We start from the raw sequence: 17,038 nt of genomic DNA on the forward strand, positions 1-17,038 counted from the left end.
GAGACCTTTCTTGAGAGACCTCATGGCCGATCCCCTTCCGCCCGGCGACCCGACCCAGCTTCGCGAGATCGAAAAGAAGCGCCCATTCCGCCCGAGCCCGGTGCAGGTGCAGTGGCTGCTGGTCGTCGGCTTTCTCAGTATCGGCTATGCGCTGTATCTGCGCTATTTGGCCATCGAGTACTCACCGGTGGCGCTTGCCTGCGATGGCGGCCTGCCGACCATGCTCTGCAAGACGCGCCTGATGATCACCTATCTGTTCAAGAACGACGTGTTCGGCCTTGCCGCGCTCATCATCGCGGTTCTGCACGTCATCCGGCCCTCGGTGGTCACACTGACGGCCGGCCTCGTCGCCGCCGGGTTCGGCATCGTGCTTTACAATATCGGATTATCGGGCGTCGCTATCGCGTTGATGATTTTGGGGTTCGCGCGACCCGCGCCAGCGACAGCGTGAACGCCAGCAGCGCATAGGCCCCGCAGGTCCACAGTGACTGCCAGTTCGCCGACCCTTCGTTGAAGCCGATGTAAACCACGCTCAACGCCAGCAGCACGGCAAAGGTCGTTTCCGCGATCGGCCGCCGGCCATTGAGCGGCGGACCATTGAGAAGCATCAGCAGCAATGCTGGCACCGCCGCGATCGTCAGCGCCACGAACGGGAAATCGCGGTAGCGCGGATCGAATACGAACCCCAGCGCCGTCTCCGTCGCGAGCACCACCACCACCGCCAGTGCAAAGCCCAGCGCACGCAGCGTCTTGGAATCCGTGCGTTCCTCACGCGGGCCGATCAGCTCGATGAAGGTCGGCAGGCAGCGGCCCGTCACCATCGCCATCGCGGAAAGGATGGCCACCGCAAGAGCCCCGGCGAGCAACGCGCTGTTGGCGACCCAGCCACCGATGCCGAAACTCTCGACCTGGACCTTTTCCACGCCCCAGCCCGCAAAGACGCCGCCGATAGTGGCGCTCACCCCCACGAACAGCCACGAGGACAAACGGGGCGACCATGGCCTGCGCCGCAATGCCGCGAACGCCACGACATACATCAGGATGCAGAAGGCAAGCCCGCCGCCCATCTGATATTTCCACATCGGATGGTTGGTGATCGGCTGGCCCGGCACATATTTCGGCTGCCGGGTTTCGTTGCTGAACAAGCCCCAATAGCCGCCGACAGTGCCCTCGAGCTGGCGCTTCCAGGGCTGGTCATAGGCCTCGATCAGGTTGACGCGGAATTTCTCCGCTTTCGCCAGAGCGAGAATCTGCGACACCACGAATGCCTGATTGGCAAGCGAGGGGAGCGCGCCGTCGCGCATGCGGCCGGCGCTCGGCCAGCCGGTTTCGCCGATCAGGATTTCCTTGTTGGGAAACGCCACCGCCACGCGTTTGCGAATCTGATCGACATGGCCCGCCGCGTATTTCGCGCGCACCGGAAAATCTTCCCAGTACGGCAGGATGTGAATGGTGACGAAATCGACCGCATTATAAATCTCGCGGTTGCGCAGCCAGAATTCCCACACGTCCGCGTAGGTGACCGGCATGTTTTCAACGCGGGATTTAACGTAGCGAATCGTCGCAACCAGATCGGCTGCGGTCATCTCGCCGCGCAGCAACACCTCGTTGCCGACCACCAGCGCCTCGATCGTTCCGGGATAACGCTTCGCCAGCGCCACGGCGGTGTCGATCTGCAGGCTGTTCCTGAAACGGTTGCTGCCGAGCCAGATGCCCTGAATGACCTTCAGCCCGACTTTCGCGGCCTCGCCCGGCACCTGGTCGAGGCCGCTGTCCACCGAATAGGTGCGGATGCAATTGGTGATCTTGGCGAGCTGGGCAAGATCCTGCGCGATCTGCTGAACCGGCACGTGCAGCGACGGATCGAGCGGGCTCTGCGCGCCACGGAACGGCGTGTAGGACACGCATTCCAGCTTCTGCGCGGGATCGAGCGGCGCGCGCGCGCGCGGCACCGGCTCGCCGAGCCAGATCCATGTCCCGGCAATCACGCAAAGCGAGAGGACCAGAAGCGCTAGCGGCGTTCGCAACGAAATGTGTTCACCCTCCGAAGCTGTCGATTAGCCGCTTGGACCTGCGCTGCCAAGAGCCACCGCCCCTTGCCCACCAACTTTGATGGTATTCCAGCCTTGCCGGGCAGGTTTTCCGCGACGCGCTGGACAAAATCGCGATTGTGTTTCATGGGAATCCGGGCCGGAAATGACCGCCGCATTGGGGGCTCATTTGCGCGTCAACAGGTGGTCTCGCCTTCGGCGGGGGGCCTCCTTCCAACACAAGGGCTCGCACGAACGGGTTCGATCGGGGAAATCATGGGTCATCACTTCGCTGTCCTCAAGACTATGCCGTTTCGTGGCGCGACCATGTCGGCACTATTGCTTGCCGCAACCCTTGGTCTCGCAAGCGCCGCCAGCGCCCAGACCAACGAAAAGGGTCAGGATCAGAGCAAAGCAGCCCCCGCCGCCACAGCCCAGGACAACCGCGAAGCACAGAAGCGCACCGACGAGTTCGCCGAGGCAGCCAAGGCCATCAACGGCCCCGCAGGCAACCCGGAATGCGTCTGGCTCGGCCGCCGCGTGGTCAACCTGATGTGGCGCGACGATCTCGACACCGCCTTCCGCCACCTCGACCTCTATGATCGCTTCGGCTGCCCCGGCGGGCATGTGCAGGCGACCTTCCGCTGCCTCGTCCGCTTCGGTGCGACCATCGACAACAAGATTCCCGATACGCTGAACACCCGCATCCAGGCGTGCTGGATCAACCCGTCCGCCCAACCGCAAAACAGCAACTTCCCGCCGCCAACGCCGCCCGCCGCGCCCCCCGCGAAACCCGCGGCACCGGCCAAGTAGTCCGCTGCGGCACGGAATCGCCTCATAGTGGTCCGCGCCCATAAAAACGCCACGACGCCATACCAGATGTTAAAGCGCGTCATGTAAAAGCGTGATTGTATAGGCGTCTGTCTTCGCCACGGCCGGACCTGGGACCGATCCGGTGTCTTGTCATGTCGGTTCAAGGGTTTGCGATGCGCGCGGTAATCGCCGTTCTGATTTGTGTGGCCGCGGCTCATGCCGCCCTCTGGGGTCTGCTCGAAAAGAAGGAAACCGCACCGGACTTCCGCGGCATGCTGCCGAGCGTGTCCTATGCCCCGTTTGAGGGAAGCGCCCATCCCGACGTCGATAACATCCCGAGCGTCGAGAAAATCCGCGACGACCTACGCAAGCTATCAAAGATCACCAAAGCGATCCGCCTTTACTCGTCCACCGGTGGCGTCGAATTGGTTCCACCGATTGCAGCCGAATTCGGACTGAAGGTCACGGTCGGCGCCTGGCTCGATAAGCATCTCGACCGCAACGAGCGCGAGATCGCCGCTGCCATTGACCTTGCCAAACACAACAGCAACGTCATCGCTGTCGTCGTCGGCAACGAAACGCTCTACCGCGCCGATTTGAAGGTCGACGAACTGATCGACTACATCCAGCGCGTGAAGCGTCAGGTCAATGTTCCCGTCACGACGGGCGAAATCTGGAGCATGTGGCGCGACGAGCCGAGACTCTCCTCGTCCGTAGATTTCATCGCCGCGCACATCCTGCCTTACTGGAACAATATTCCCGCAGGATCTGCCGTCGATTACGCCATGACGATCTCCAAGCTGCTGCGGGACAGCTTTCCCGGCAAGCGGGTGGTAGTCGCGGAGTTCGGCTGGCCGAGCCAGGGCTACAACCTGAAGAGCGCCGAACCCGGCCCGTTCGAACAGGCCTCGATCCTGCGCAATTTCGTCACCAGAGCCGAGTCGATCGGGCTCGACTACAACATCGTCGAAGCTATCGACCAGCCATGGAAGTTTTTCGAAGGCGGCGTCGGCCCTTACTGGGGCATTCTGAACGCATCGCGTGAACCTAAATTCCCATGGACCGGCCCGATCGTCGACCCGGATTACTGGAAGGTCGCGGCGATCGCGGTGCTGGTCGGCATCCTGATGTCGTTGCCGATCTTCCGCCTGGTGCATCCGACGATCCTGCAGGTCTTTGTCCTGACCGTCGCCGCCAATGGCGTCGGCGCCTGGATGGCCACCGTGTTCTCCTACTGGAACACGCATTACTTCGTGTTCGGCTCTGCTTTCGCGCTGACGCTCGGCATGATCCTGCTGGTGCCGCTCATTCTGATTGCGATGGCGCGCATCGAGGAGATTGCCACCGTCGCCTTCGGCCGCCGCCCGCAACGGCTGATCGACAGGCCCCTGCCCGCACCCGCCGACGGCAAATTCCCGAAAGTCTCGATTCATATCCCGGCCTATTTCGAGCCGCCGGAGATGCTCAAGCAGACGCTCGATGCCGTGGCCCGGCTCGACTACCCGAATTTCGAGTGCGTGGTCATCATCAACAACACGCCAGATCCGGCCTTCTGGCAACCGATCCAGGACCATTGCCGCACGCTCGGCGAGCGTTTCATCTTCATCAATGCAGAGAAGGTGATCGGCTTCAAGGCCGGCGCGCTGCGCATCGCGATGGAACGCACGGCTGCCGACGCGGAGATCATCGGCATCATTGACGCCGACTATGTGGTAACGCCGAACTGGCTGAAGGATCTCGTGCCCGCCTTCGCCGACCCGCATGTGGGCCTCGTGCAGGCCCCGCAGGATCATCGCGACGGCAACCAGTCGCTGATGCATTACGCCATGAACGGCGAATATGCCGGGTTCTTCGACATCGGCATGGTTCAGCGTAACGAACAAGACGCCATCATCGTCCACGGCACGATGTGCCTGATCCGCCGCGCCGCGATGGAAATGGCGGGCGGCTGGGCAGGCGACACCATCTGCGAGGATACAGACCTTGGCCTCGCCATCATCGAGCATGGCTGGAGCACGCATTACACCAATACGCGCTACGGCTTCGGCCTGCTCCCCGACACTTATGAGGCGTTCCGCAAGCAGCGCCACCGCTGGGCCTATGGCGGCTTCCAGATCGTCAAGAAGCATTGGCGGCGCTTCCTGCCCGGCGCGAGCCGCCTGTCGCCCGGCCAGAAACGCGAATTCACCCTTGGCTGGCTGAACTGGCTCGGCGCGGAAAGCCTCGGCGTCGTGGTCGCGATTCTCAATCTGATCTGGGTGCCGGTGGTCTCGTTCGCCGACATCGCCATCCCCGACAAAATCCTGACGCTGCCGATTATTGCCGCGTTCGTGGTCTCGCTCGTGCATTTCGTCGCGCTCTACCGGCTCCGCGTCAAAGTCACACTCGGCCAGTTGCTCGGCGCGATGATCGCGGCGATGTCGGTGCAATGGACCGTTTCGCGCGCCGTCGCCAACGGTCTGATCACCGAGCATTTGCCGTTCGCACGTACCTCCAAGGGTGGCCTGTCGCGGATGTCGGTGGAATTCCAGGCCTTCTGGGAAGCGGTGATTGGCGCGCTGCTGCTGGTGGGTGCGGTGGTGCTCGTCGCCTTCAACCAGAAAGATGTTCGTGAGATCTACATCTTCGCCGCAGTGCTGGTCCTCGAAAGCCTGCCGTTCCTCTCGGCGGTGGGAATCGCGATTCTGGAGACGTCCCGCGCCAACCAGTTCGGCTTCTGGAAGCAATCGGCCATTCGCGCGGCTGAATTAATCGGCCTGCGCCGCGAGGCTATGCCGATGGTCGGCGCCCCGTCCTCGGTGCGTTCGGACCTGACGCCGAAGGGGTGATGAGTTGGGCCCCCTTACTCATATGCGACGATCCGACACATATGATGCGACAATCAGTCATCACGACTTCTTGTAGATTTCCTGAATTTAATTTTTTTTCATAATTTCCATCAAACCTGATTTAGCTCAAAATAATCTCATAAGTTATTGCTTTATATAGCAATTATTATTCCGTCGCGACGCGGCGGTCGCCGACACAATGTTGCGGCGCACTATTGAGAATTGGAATATTATATACCAGAGTTTTCGCCTGCGAACGGGGCTGCGAGCCCGACAACAGTTCACGGCAGGAGGAAACATGACAACGAATTCGGTGAAAGCTCAGTCAGAGGCTGAGGCGCAAGGCATCTATCGCTGGGTGCAGCTCGCGATGGGCCTCGGCTGCATGGCGATGGTCGCCAACCTTCAATATGGGTGGACACTCTTCGTCGACCCCATCGACCAGAAATATCATTGGGGCCGCGCGGCAATCCAGCTCGCCTTCACCTTCTTCGTCGTGACCGAAACCTGGCTTGTGCCGATTGAGGCCTGGTTCGTCGACCGCTTCGGCCCGCGCATCGTCATCATGTTCGGCGGCTGCATGGCGGCGCTGGCATGGGTCGTCAATTCCTACGCGAGTTCGGTGGAGATGCTGTACCTCGCAGCCGTCATGGGCGGCATCGGAGCAGGATCGGTTTACGGCACCTGCGTCGGCAACGCCCTGAAGTGGTTCCCCGATCATCGCGGCGTTGCCGCGGGCGCAACCGCTGCCGGCTTCGGCGCAGGCGCAGCGCTGACCGTTGTGCCGATCGCCCACATGATCGGCTCCAGCGGCTATCAGACCGCCTTCTTCGATTTCGGCCTCGGTCAGGGCCTCGTCGTCCTGATCCTCGGCTTCTTCATCCGTAAGCCGACCTTCGATATTCCGATCATCAAGAAGAAGCTCAACCTGCCGCAGACGGTCTATGGCTTCAAGCCGAGCGAAACCCTGCGCAGCCCGATCTTTTGGGTGCTCTATGTGACCTTCGTGCTGGTCGCTTCGGGTGGCCTGATGGCGGCAGCGCAGATCGCACCGATCGCACACGACTACAAGATCGCCGGCGAACCGGTCAGCCTGTTCGGCTTCCAGATGGCAGCCTTGACGATGGCGATCTCGCTGGACCGCATCTTCGACGGCTTCGGACGCCCGATCTTCGGTTTCATTTCCGACACCATTGGCCGCGAATACACGATGTTCATCGCCTTCGGCACCGGTGCACTGATGCTACTGATGCTGTCGCTCTACGGACACTCGGCGATCGTGTTCGTTCTAGCGACCGCGGTGTATTTCGGCGTGTTTGGCGAAATCTACAGCCTGTTCCCGGCAACCGCAGGCGACACTTTCGGCGCGAAGTACGCCACCACCAACAACGGCATGCTGTACACCGCTAAGGGTACCGCTGCGTTGCTGGTGCCCTTCGGCAGCATCCTCGCCAAGAACTACGGCTGGCAGTCGGTGTTCATGGTGGCGGTGGCTTGCAACTCGATCGCCGCCCTGCTCGCGGTTTTCGTGATCAAGCCGATGCGCCGCGCGCACATCGAGCGCAGCAACGAACTGGCCGCGAGCGGCCTTAATGCATCGGCGCCCCTCTCGGTGCAGAACGCCAACGCATAATTATTCCCCCCAAGGGACCAACCTTGAGACCAGGCGATTTCCGCCTGGTCTTTTTTTTAGGTGGGCGACTGATCTGTGGCGCGCCGTCAAGGCGACAAATAGCCTCAAATTGCTTGTAGGTTTTATATCGCGTGGTAGCCTGTTACTTTCAGAGCGGGCGGGGTTCCATGCATCAACCGATCGACAGGCACCATAACAATACTTTCCGGCACTCAAGGAAGGGCCAACTCACCGCCCTGTTTCTGGGGTGTATCGTTAGCATCAGCGCACTGGTCAATTTCATCAGCGCATTTCGGAGCAGGCAGGTCCTTTACGGCGGCCGGCTCACCCCGACCGGCTGGATCTCGTATCAGGCCCACCCGGCCTTGTTCATGTGGGTTCTGGCCATTGAGGCCTGTGCCGTGCTGATTTGCATCGGTGCCATCTACGCCGTCTTCTTCAAAGACATCGATCAGACTTAAGCTTCACGGCTCGACTGCAAGGCTCGCGGCCGCGCGACTCGACCGAGGCATGAACGCCGTGCTGTGTCCGGCCTGATCGCGATAGCTTGCCGCCAACATCGATGAGCGCGGATGGACTCCGCCGCGCATCACACCATTTCATCCGAGTCGGCCGCTGCTTCGGTTTCCTTCCGGAAAAGAACATACAGGGCAGGAAGCACGAGCAGCGTCAGAACCGTTGACGATATAATGCCGCCAATGACGACTGTCGCCAGTGGCCGCTGCACCTCGGCACCGGCTCCAGTCGCGATCGCCATCGGCACAAAGCCCAGCGAAGCCACGAGTGCCGTCATTAACACCGGACGCAATCTGGTCATTGCACCTTCGCGGACGGCATCCTGCACCGATCGCCCTTCCCGTCGAAGCCGCTCAATAAAGGCAATAATGACGAGGCCATTGAGGACAGCGACGCCGGAGAGCGCGATAAACCCGACACCAGCGCTGATCGAAAGCGGAATCCCGCGCAACAGCAGAGCCACGATGCCGCCGGTCAGAGCCAATGGCACGCCACTGAAGACCAACAGCGCATCCGCAGCCGAACCGAGGCTCATGAACAAAAGCAGCAGCACCAACGCGAGCGCCACCGGCACCACGATTGTGAGCCGCTTTGCCGCGGAGACGAGTTGCTCAAATTGTCCGCCCCACCCGATCCAGTAACCGGCCGGAAGCTTTACCTTCTGGGCCACGGCTTCCTGCGCCTCCGCGACGAACGATCCGAGGTCACGTTCGCGGACATTGACGGTCACTACGATACGCCGCTTGCCATTCTCACGACTAATCTGGTTCGGACCCGGCGCTGCTTCGACAGTCGCGACGGACGACAGGGGCACGTAGCGAGGTTGCCCGGTTGCCGTACCCGACAAGGCCGTGCGCAGAACTGGAGGTGTCCCCGACTCTCCCGCAGGCAACGGTATCGGAATTGCTCGGATTGCCTCGATATTCTCCCTCAGCCGTTCCGGCAGCCGAACCACGATGTCGAAACGCCGGTCGCCCTCGAACAACTTGCCGACGCTCTTGCCGCCTATGGCGATTTCAACGACATCCTGAACTTCGCTCACGCTTAAACCGTAGCGTGACAACGCCTGCCGATCGAGCCTGACCGTGAGAATCGGAAGACCTGCGACTTGCTCGATCTTCACGTCAGTCGCACCACGGATGCTTTTGACCACAGCCTCTACCCGGGACGCCTCTCCTTGCAGGATATCGAGATCGTCGCCAAAGATTTTAATGCCGACGTCGCTTCGGACGCCTGAGATCAGTTCATTGACGCGCAACTGGATCGGCTGGCTCACTTCATAATTGCTGCCCGGCACGTCGTTGGCCGCTTTCTCGATTTCCTCGACCAGTTGCGTTTTCGGCTTGGCCGGATCCGGCCAATCGCCGCGCGGCTTCAACATGATGTAGCCATCCGACATGGATGGGGCCATAGGATCGGTTGCAACTTCCGCCGTACCGGTTCGCGTGAAGAATTCTTTCACTTCCGGCAATTGCCCGATCCGTTTTTCAAGCGCTTTCTGCAAATCGAGCGATTGAGTGAGACTCGTTCCCGGAATCCGGACCGCCGCCAAGGCAACATCGCCTTCATCGAGATTCGGGATAAATTCGCCGCCCATGCGCGTTGCTGCAAATCCGCTGATCACGACGATCACGGCCGCGGCAACGGCAACACCCCGGCGAAACATGATGGCGCGATCGAGCAACGGCATGTAAATGCGCTTGGCGCCGCGCATAAAAGCGTTCTCTTCCTCAGACACTTTGCCCGTTACGACAATGGCAACCGCAGCCGGAACAAAAGTGATAGAGAACAAAGCAGCCGCTGCGAGCGCCATCAGCACCGTGAGCGCCATCGGCGTGAACATCTTGCCTTCCACGCCCGTGAGCGTGAGTACCGGCAGATACACAACGCCGATGATCAGTGTTCCGAACAGACTCGGTTTGATCACTTCGGCTGAGCCACGAAGGATCGTATCCATTCTCTCCCGAAGGTTCAGCAAACGCCCACGCCGATGCTGGGCTTCGGCGAGAAGTCGCAGACAGTTTTCCACGATGATAACCGCGCCATCGACGATAATGCCGAAATCGATGGCTCCCAAGCTCATCAGATTGGCGCTCACCTTGTTCTCGACCATGCCGGTGATCGTCATCGTCATGGAGAGCGGGATCACACAGGCCGTCACCAGAGCGGCCCGGATGTTGCCGAGGATCAAAAACAACACCACGATGACGAGGATTGCACCCTCGACCAGATTTTTCTGAACGGTCCTAATTGTGGCATCGACAAGGTCCGTTCGATCGTAAACGGTTCTGGCGACGACTCCATCCGGAAGTGATTTGGCGATCTCGCTTAGCTTTGCCGCGACACGCTGCGCAACCGCGCGGCTATTTTCCCCTATCAGCAGCAAGGCCGTGCCGAGCACAGTTTCATGCCCGCCCAGCGTCGCGGCTCCGGTCCGAAGGTCTTTGCCTTCGATCACCTGTGCCACATCCTTCACCCGAACGGGTACGCCGCTTCGGGCGCCTATTACGATATCCTGGAGCTCAGCAATGTTGGCGACCTGCCCGGGAGTTCGAACCAGATACTGCTCGCCGTTACGCTCAATATAACCCGCGCCGACGTTGGCATTGTTGGCAGCCAGCGCCGTCATCACATCGCGGAAGCTGATTTTATATGCCATCAGCTTGCCGGGGTCGGGCAGGACATGAAACTGGCGCTCGAAACCGCCGATAGTGTTCACTTCGACGACGCCGGGAACATTCCGCAACTGCGGTTTGATGATCCAGTCCTGAATCGCGCGAAGCTCGCTTGGCGTATAGTCGCTGCCACCCGGTGCCTTGGCGCCCTTGGCTTCGACCGTGTACATGAAGATTTCGCCAAGGCCGGTTGCTACCGGGCCCATCGCGACTTCGATGCCCGCAGGAAGCTGATCCTTCACCTGCTGGATGCGCTCGTTGACCAATTGCCTCGCGAAATAGATGTCGGTGCCATCAAGGAAAACCACGGTCACCTGGCTCAACCCGTAGCGGGACAACGACCGCGTATAGTCAAGCTTGGGCAAACCGGCCATCGCCGTTTCAACCGGAAAGGTGATGCGCTGCTCGGTCTCAAGCGGCGAATAACCGGGCGCCTTAACGTTGATTTGCACCTGGACATTGGTGATGTCGGGAACGGCATCGATCGGAAGCCGCATAAAATTCCAGGCGCCGAAGGCTGCCAGCCCCCAGGCGAACAGCATGACGAACCATCGTTGACGGATTGAGAAACGGAGAATGGCCTCAATCATGTTCGGCATCTCCCTTGCCCATTTCCGCCTTCACGACGAAGGAGTTCGTGGCGACGTATTTCTCCCCCGGCATTATGCCCGCGCGAACCTCCACGAATTTTCCATCCGTGTCTCCGAGCTGGACAGGGCGCGCCTCAAGCTTGTCCTCCTCCTCTCGCACGAAAACGACGGTCTTGTTATCAAGGGTCTGTATCGCGCTGGCGTTCACAGCGACGGGCACATGCCGTTCCGCAAGAACCAGACGCGCGGTCACAAAGAGGCCGGGCCGAAGGCGACCAACAGGATTTTGGAGAACGACGCGCGCAAGCGCTGTTTGCGTATCGCTTGCTCCAACCGGCGCAAGGTAGGATATCGCACCCTTGATCTCGCCAACTCCGTCTTCCGGATCGATCAATATTTCATTGCCGATCTGAACCCGCCGCAGATCTTGCCGATAGATCGACAGGTCCACCCAGATCGTCGACAGATCAGCGATGACGAAGGATGGCTTTTGCTCAGATGCGTATTCGCCCAGAGATATTTGCCTGTCGATGACCGTCCCGCCGATTGGAGCTTTCAGGTCGTAGACAGTCAGACTTTGATTGCTCTCGATCGAAGCCAGTAGATCGTCCCTTACAACGATGTCGCCTATGCGCTTACGGATGGCTCGCGCAATCCCGGGAAACCTCGGCGTCACCTGAACGACTGTCTCCTGGTTCGCCCGCAGGATACCGTTGAAACTCAACGTCTCGTTCAGAGTCGCAGGACCAGCCTCGGCGAAGGTCGCACCGGCCGCTGCCAGCTTTACATCGCCAATGCGGATGCGGTCGCCACCATGCTCATCATGCGCGACATGCTCGTTGCCTGATTTCTCTTGCTTGACGCCACGCTGACTATGTTGGTGCGGCGCTTTTGGCGTCAACGCCCGATAGCTTGTCGCGCCCGCAATGGCGGCAAGGATGGCGATGACAATGGTCGTAGAGCTTTTCATCGCGCATTCCCCCGCGCAAGAGCAAACGGATTCCCCACAAGGCCTTCAATCGTGGCTACGGCAATATGGAAATTTTGCAACGCCTCCTGCTCGCGCAGGCGGGCTTGGGTCAGACTGGATTGTGCATCGAGCACCTCAAGCAGCGAGAACCGCCCTTGCCCGTAGCCGTCGGATATGGCGTCCGAGGCCTGTCGCGCTTTTGGAATTGCCGTCTCCCGCAACACAGCGAGTTCGCGGAGCGAGCCTTGCAGCGAGTCATAGGCCCGCCCCGCGACGACGATGAGCGTATTGCGGTTGGCTTCCCGCTCAGCCCGAACCTTGGCAAGATTCTCCTGCGCGGAAAGGATATTTCCCTGATTCTGATCGAACAGCGGGATCGGCACCGAGAGCGTGAGCCTCACCGCATCGTCCCTGGTGTCGTTAAAATGACGCCACCCAGCAGACAGCCGCACGTCGGGATACGGCTTCAGTCTCGCAAGCAATAATTCGGCGTTGCGTTGCGCATAGAGAGCTGTCCAGCGCACGAGCTGTGGGTTGGCGTCGATGGCGGCAACGACCGACTGAAAGGTTGGCGGTCGGCCCGTGACATCGAGCTGCCCAGACACGGCAGAGAATTTCGGCGTGGTATCTCCCATCAAGACCGCAAGCTCGCGGCGCGCGCTCGCGAGCGCCGCCTTAGCGCGCTCGCGGTCGGCCTTCACAAGCGACGACGCGACATCGGCCCGCCCCGTCTCTGCAACCGAGGATGCACCCGCCTCCACACGCCGTTGGAGAAGGGGCGTGATCTTGTCGATCGCCACGACTTGTTGATCGAGAATGTGAATGCGGCGTTGAAGACCGACAACGTTGACGAAAGCGATCGCGGTCTCTGAAAGAATCTCCAGCCGCGTCGCCTTGCGCTGGATAGTCGCGACATCGACACCTGCGAGGCCTGCCGAAATACGCGCCTCCCGCTTTCCGAAGAGTTCGAATAGCTGGCTTATTTGCAGCGTCGTCTCGGCAGATCGCGTTCCGCGATAAACACCTGAGCCAAACGAATTGTCCTGCTCATAGGACAGTTCGGGATTGGGGAGAACACCAGCCTGGATATGCTGACCGGTTGCTATCCCGACGTCCCGTTCGGCCGCCGTAAGGCGCGGACTGGAAACGAGCGCGCGTTGCAGCGCCGCTCTCAGGGTGAGAGTCTGCGAATGCGACATCGCCATCAGCCATGGGCTGACCAGCAATGCCGCCGCGCACGCAAAGCGCGCGGCAATCTTGAAAAACATATGGAATGACCTGACGAGCGACATGGTGGGAACGCGAAGCGTTCCGGCGGCAGCGTTCAGGCAAAGAATTTTGGTGGAGGCGGGTCGAGGCCGAGCGGCAATCCCCGGAGAAGGATGCTGCTTGCTACGGAGACTTTATGCGTTGGGCTAACAACGAGCGAGGTAGTTATCGGCGCTGGAATCGTTACCGAGAAGCAGCCATGACAGTGGTGGTCGGAGATAACGCCTTTCTCGGATTGACCAAGGTCGTTCTTGATCGACGCGACGATCGATGTGCCGGAGTTATTGGCAACATCCAGATCGCAGAACCCGTGCAGCGCTCCCGCCAAAAGGTACATCGTCAACACAAATGCCGCGAAGAACCTGCGCGGAAGGCACAGCAGCGGCAGGCGTTGAAGATGAAAGCATGAAATCACTGCGATGCCTTTCGGATCGGCCCAAGCCCCCGCTAACACGCGACCGGCTCAATGTCGACGCGCCGGGAAAAGAAAAAATGGCTGGTTTGTCGCAGTAACGGCTAATCGCTTGTCGGAATGGAAAATCCCACTTCCGCTAAGCCCTTGAAATATTGGTGAGCGCGGAGGTTGTAAAGTTCGTCCGCGTTATCAACGTCTTACGCGAAGGTGCGGGCCAAAATGCCGCTTTGAGGCACAATGAACCTTTTGAGCAGGTCCCTCACCCTCCCAAAAGGAAACGGCAGTTTTGGTTCACTGAAACCATCTGAGCGACGTTCGCACGAGACCACCGCCGCGAAAGAACTGATCCGACCTTGCAAAGCTGAGATGGAGAAAGGCCGGACGCTCCTTCGCCTATGCCGAAACTGTGAACTTCTCCTTCATCTACGACGGCGGGAGCAATCCAGCGAGCTACGGCGCCGGACGTGATTACGCCATCGCGAAGGGATGTAGATCGACGAAAGCGGGACGCGGATCACGATGACGCCGAAAGGCGAACACGCCTAAAAACGCCTATAATGACAAAAAAACCCGCCTCCGGGAGCATCCGGGGCTGGCTTAAGTCTTAACTTGATCTACGTCAGTTCCACCAAGCGGCTATATCGCATAGTTCGACCTCTCAGAAATGGAGGGCCAAATGAAATTTATTATCGTTACCGCAAGTGTCCTTTTGCTTTCAGCTACAGCGTCTGGGCTCGCACAAACCGGCCCCGTCGCGGCAAAGTGCGCCAAGGATATTCAGACGTACTGCCCTAATAAGTCCCACGGTCGCCAACAAGTCCGATCGTGCCTTGAATCTAACAGAAGCAAGGTGTCGGCCGAATGCCGTAAGGCACTCGACACTACCGGTCCTGGCAGGGGCCGAAACCAGTAACAGAAATAAGGCTGCTTTAGCCTGCAGCCTCTTTCATTCATCGCTCGAGCTCCGACCCTTCTAGACTGACACAACAAAAAAGCCCGCCACTCCGAGCATGGAGGGCGGGCTTAAGTCTACGGAGCTGTAGGCATAACCCCGCTTATCAGGGCGAGGTTCAGTAGATGCCCAATTTGTGATTTGAACTCCCTTCCTATTTTAATAGCTTTCCGTTCCCCAGCGAGTGGGGAGGCTTCAATGGAACGGTTTATTCATTTTGAGAATATCGCCATTACCGGAAGCTCCTTGCGGAAGAGCAAGACGAGGAAAAAAGGGCTGTTCTCCGTAAGTTACTGGCAGAAGAAGAGGCGAAAGAGGTCTCCGCAGCCACGGACCGCGAGCGGCGGAATCCAAAGCCCCCGCCCCCGTAATGGTACCGAGTTTTTTTAGAACCACGGCTATGGGCACTTAGAGGCTATGGCGCGACCTATTGTATATCGATGCCCAAACACCGGGATAAATGTGCAGCACTGGCTTCCTGACGCGCCAGAGGGAGCCGTCAAGTTTCGTACCGGCGGCTAGCGCCCGGCTGGTTTGGCGTTCGCAACGAGGGCTGGCCGGGCTGACTTTCATCGTCTCACGACATTTCTGGAACTAACTCTGTCGGGTAGACTTGAACTTCGTCGCTGGTGAGGTTCATTGCGACTTGGCCCGGCTGGGAATGCCCCAGAGACCTTCCTCCCAGCCGGGCTAACCTACGGATAGAAAACCCCGGCGCCCGTTGATCACCCGGTGAAGAGATCGCCAGTTGCGCTCCCACCCTACTCAAGCGGAACGCGCAGCGACATGCAAAACGTAATCTTGATCGGGATTTGCGCTGCTATATTTCTGCTTGTCCGCGTGATGATGATGATGATGGGGAATTGAAGTGTACCCCCGCCGGAGCGGGGGTTAGAGTCGAATCCCCGTGAAGCGCATCAGGATCCATGCCGTTACAAAATATAGGATGATCGTGATCGCGCAACTCACCGCCATGCTTTGCCAAAAGCCTATCCCTGCTCGCAGCATCCACGGAAGCGCCAGGAACATCGGCAGCGACGGGAGCACATACCAAAACGTGGATTCCGCAAGCCCTGCAGTCCGCTCGATGTCAGCAGTATCGTGCCACAACCAAATTATGCCGAGCAGAGACACCAAAGGCAGAGAAACAACCAGGGCGCCAATAGCCGGACTGCGCCTTGCCACCTCCGAAACAACGCCAACGATGACGCCCGACAAGGCGCATTTGATGACAAAGTACAACATCTCGGCACCCTAAAGCCAGGTTGTATAGCCCTATGTAGAAAATCCCGCCGGAGTGGGTCTATCTCCCCGCGGTTCGAGGTTCTCAGGGAGAGGTACTTCAAACCGCCAAACTTGTTACATTTTGTTACAGCCCAGAACCCACTTACTCCGCATCTCAGCCGCCTCTTTAAGGTCTCCGCACTGGAACTGTCAGCGGCCAGCCAGATTGTCCCTCTTCGAGCTTACCCCAGGTGTAGTGCCATGGCGCCGACGATCTGTCCAAAATCAGACGCGCCGTTACGTCTGATGGTCCGCTTCTTTGGAGGTGGCTTTGCTTTTTGTCCTGTTATTGAGCCTCGGCCTTTTTGCTGTGGCATTCATAATCTGGTTCAAAACCGTCCATCCGCACGGACGATGGGAGTATTCCCCATCGACGCCGCCCTATGAGCGATGCTGAACGGAGCCACGACCGCAGCTCATTGTAGCCCTTAATTGTCAGATGCCCATATTCGCTGGGCGGGGTAAGCTTGCAGCCCTTGGGGCTATTCAAATGCATCGGCGCAGACGGAAAGTGCGAGCCGATCCGTGTGAGCTCGCAATAGGCATTGCCTTAGGATTGCTAGCCGGAGCGCTGTTGTTCTTCGCAATCGGCAGCTTGGCGTATTTTTCTACGATGGAGTGATCAGCAGTGAGCCAGCGCCTAGATAGCTGCTCTCCCCCGCCGGAACTGGCAGCCGCCAACTAGCTTGTCCCTTCCCAAGCTAGATCGAGTGGAGTGCCATGGCCGACGATCTGACCAAGAAGGGTCCGCAGGACCGCAGCCACATCAATATGAACGAGGACTATGAGGTGAAATACTGGACGCACCACCTTGGGGTGAGCCGGGAAGAACTCCAGAGGGCCATCGACAAAGTGGGAACCTCCGTCGCGACGGTGCGAAAAGAACTTCGGAAAGAGGACTAGTGGCCCTCCGCAACCGCCGCATCCGAGCTCTTCTCATCAGGCAACGTTGGCTTGCGTCCTCACTAACCCGGCCTCGTTCCAATCGCTTCCGCTTCCGCCATCTGATGGCCTGGAAATGGTCATGAGGCGACGCGGAACAGCCTTCCACCACCACGCGTTT

General features: G+C 59.4%; 13 protein-coding genes. 7 read left to right on the top strand and 6 right to left on the bottom strand.

Going from position 1 to position 17,038, the window contains the following annotated elements:
• Positions 1 to 22: 22 nt before the first annotated feature.
• Entirely contained in the window at positions 23 to 451 is a 429-nt protein-coding gene (locus AFIDRAFT_RS11280) for a hypothetical protein (RefSeq protein ID WP_009339531.1), read from the top strand.
• Here the strand turns inward: AFIDRAFT_RS11280 and AFIDRAFT_RS11285 are convergent.
• Positions 399 to 2,027: a glycoside hydrolase family 17 protein gene (locus AFIDRAFT_RS11285; protein ID WP_009339532.1), complete on the bottom strand. Its 1,629-nt coding sequence runs from the start codon at positions 2,025 to 2,027 to the stop codon at positions 399 to 401. The genes AFIDRAFT_RS11280 and AFIDRAFT_RS11285 overlap by 53 nt on opposite strands.
• Positions 2,028 to 2,306: 279 nt before the next feature.
• On the opposite strand from AFIDRAFT_RS11285, the gene AFIDRAFT_RS11290 reads away from it, so the two are divergent.
• The 4 genes from AFIDRAFT_RS11290 (at position 2,307) to AFIDRAFT_RS11305 (ending at position 7,765) form a co-directional block, all read left to right on the top strand.
• Positions 2,307 to 2,843 (top strand): hypothetical protein, encoded by a 537-nt coding sequence (locus AFIDRAFT_RS11290; RefSeq protein ID WP_009339533.1) that lies wholly within the window; start codon positions 2,307 to 2,309, stop codon positions 2,841 to 2,843.
• 173 nt (positions 2,844 to 3,016) lie between these two features.
• Positions 3,017 to 5,671 (top strand): glycosyltransferase, encoded by a 2,655-nt coding sequence (locus AFIDRAFT_RS11295; protein ID WP_009339534.1) that lies wholly within the window; start codon positions 3,017 to 3,019, stop codon positions 5,669 to 5,671.
• Positions 5,672 to 5,969: 298 nt separating this feature from the next.
• Positions 5,970 to 7,304 carry an oxalate/formate MFS antiporter gene (gene oxlT / locus AFIDRAFT_RS11300; protein WP_009339535.1) on the top strand — a complete coding sequence of 445 codons (1,335 nt, stop codon included), beginning with the start codon at positions 5,970 to 5,972 and terminating at the stop codon, positions 7,302 to 7,304.
• A 167-nt stretch (positions 7,305 to 7,471) separates the two neighbouring features.
• Complete coding sequence (locus tag AFIDRAFT_RS11305; protein ID WP_009339536.1) at positions 7,472 to 7,765, top strand: hypothetical protein; 294 nt, start codon at positions 7,472 to 7,474, stop codon at positions 7,763 to 7,765.
• 128 nt (positions 7,766 to 7,893) lie between these two features.
• Here the strand turns inward: AFIDRAFT_RS11305 and AFIDRAFT_RS11310 are convergent, their stop codons facing one another.
• Genes AFIDRAFT_RS11310 through AFIDRAFT_RS19470 form a run of 4 tightly spaced genes read right to left on the bottom strand, consistent with a single transcriptional unit; the run spans position 7,894 to position 13,778 of the window.
• Positions 7,894 to 11,085, bottom strand: coding sequence for an efflux RND transporter permease subunit (locus AFIDRAFT_RS11310; protein WP_009339537.1), 3,192 nt, complete (start codon positions 11,083 to 11,085; stop codon positions 7,894 to 7,896).
• Positions 11,078 to 12,055: a divalent metal ion exporter adaptor subunit IhpB gene (gene ihpB, locus AFIDRAFT_RS11315; RefSeq protein ID WP_009339538.1), complete on the bottom strand. Its 978-nt coding sequence runs from the start codon at positions 12,053 to 12,055 to the stop codon at positions 11,078 to 11,080. Before ihpB ends, AFIDRAFT_RS11310 begins: the two co-directional genes overlap by 8 nt.
• Positions 12,052 to 13,323 (bottom strand): divalent metal ion exporter subunit IhpA, encoded by a 1,272-nt coding sequence (gene ihpA, locus AFIDRAFT_RS11320; protein ID WP_009339539.1) that lies wholly within the window; start codon positions 13,321 to 13,323, stop codon positions 12,052 to 12,054. Before ihpA ends, ihpB begins: the two co-directional genes overlap by 4 nt.
• A gap of 56 nt (positions 13,324 to 13,379) precedes the next feature.
• The gene (locus AFIDRAFT_RS19470) at positions 13,380 to 13,778 is read right to left on the bottom strand and encodes a hypothetical protein (protein ID WP_245258166.1); all 399 of its coding nucleotides are present in this window, start codon (positions 13,776 to 13,778) and stop codon (positions 13,380 to 13,382) included.
• A gap of 637 nt (positions 13,779 to 14,415) precedes the next feature.
• Between AFIDRAFT_RS19470 and AFIDRAFT_RS19475 the strand changes: the two genes are divergently transcribed.
• On the top strand, positions 14,416 to 14,652 hold the full coding sequence (locus AFIDRAFT_RS19475; protein ID WP_244469071.1) for a cysteine rich repeat-containing protein: 237 nt from the start codon (positions 14,416 to 14,418) through the stop codon (positions 14,650 to 14,652).
• Positions 14,653 to 15,582: 930 nt separating this feature from the next.
• Here AFIDRAFT_RS19475 and AFIDRAFT_RS11330 read toward each other — a convergent pair.
• Positions 15,583 to 15,936: a DUF3147 family protein gene (locus AFIDRAFT_RS11330; protein WP_009339541.1), complete on the bottom strand. Its 354-nt coding sequence runs from the start codon at positions 15,934 to 15,936 to the stop codon at positions 15,583 to 15,585.
• 759 nt (positions 15,937 to 16,695) lie between these two features.
• Here AFIDRAFT_RS11330 and AFIDRAFT_RS11340 point away from each other — a divergent pair.
• Entirely contained in the window at positions 16,696 to 16,878 is a 183-nt protein-coding gene (locus tag AFIDRAFT_RS11340; protein ID WP_009339542.1) for a DUF3606 domain-containing protein, read from the top strand.
• Positions 16,879 to 17,038: the final 160 nt, after the last annotated feature.

This window comes from Afipia sp. 1NLS2 (assembly GCF_000178995.1).
Lineage (GTDB): Bacteria > Pseudomonadota > Alphaproteobacteria > Rhizobiales > Xanthobacteraceae > Afipia.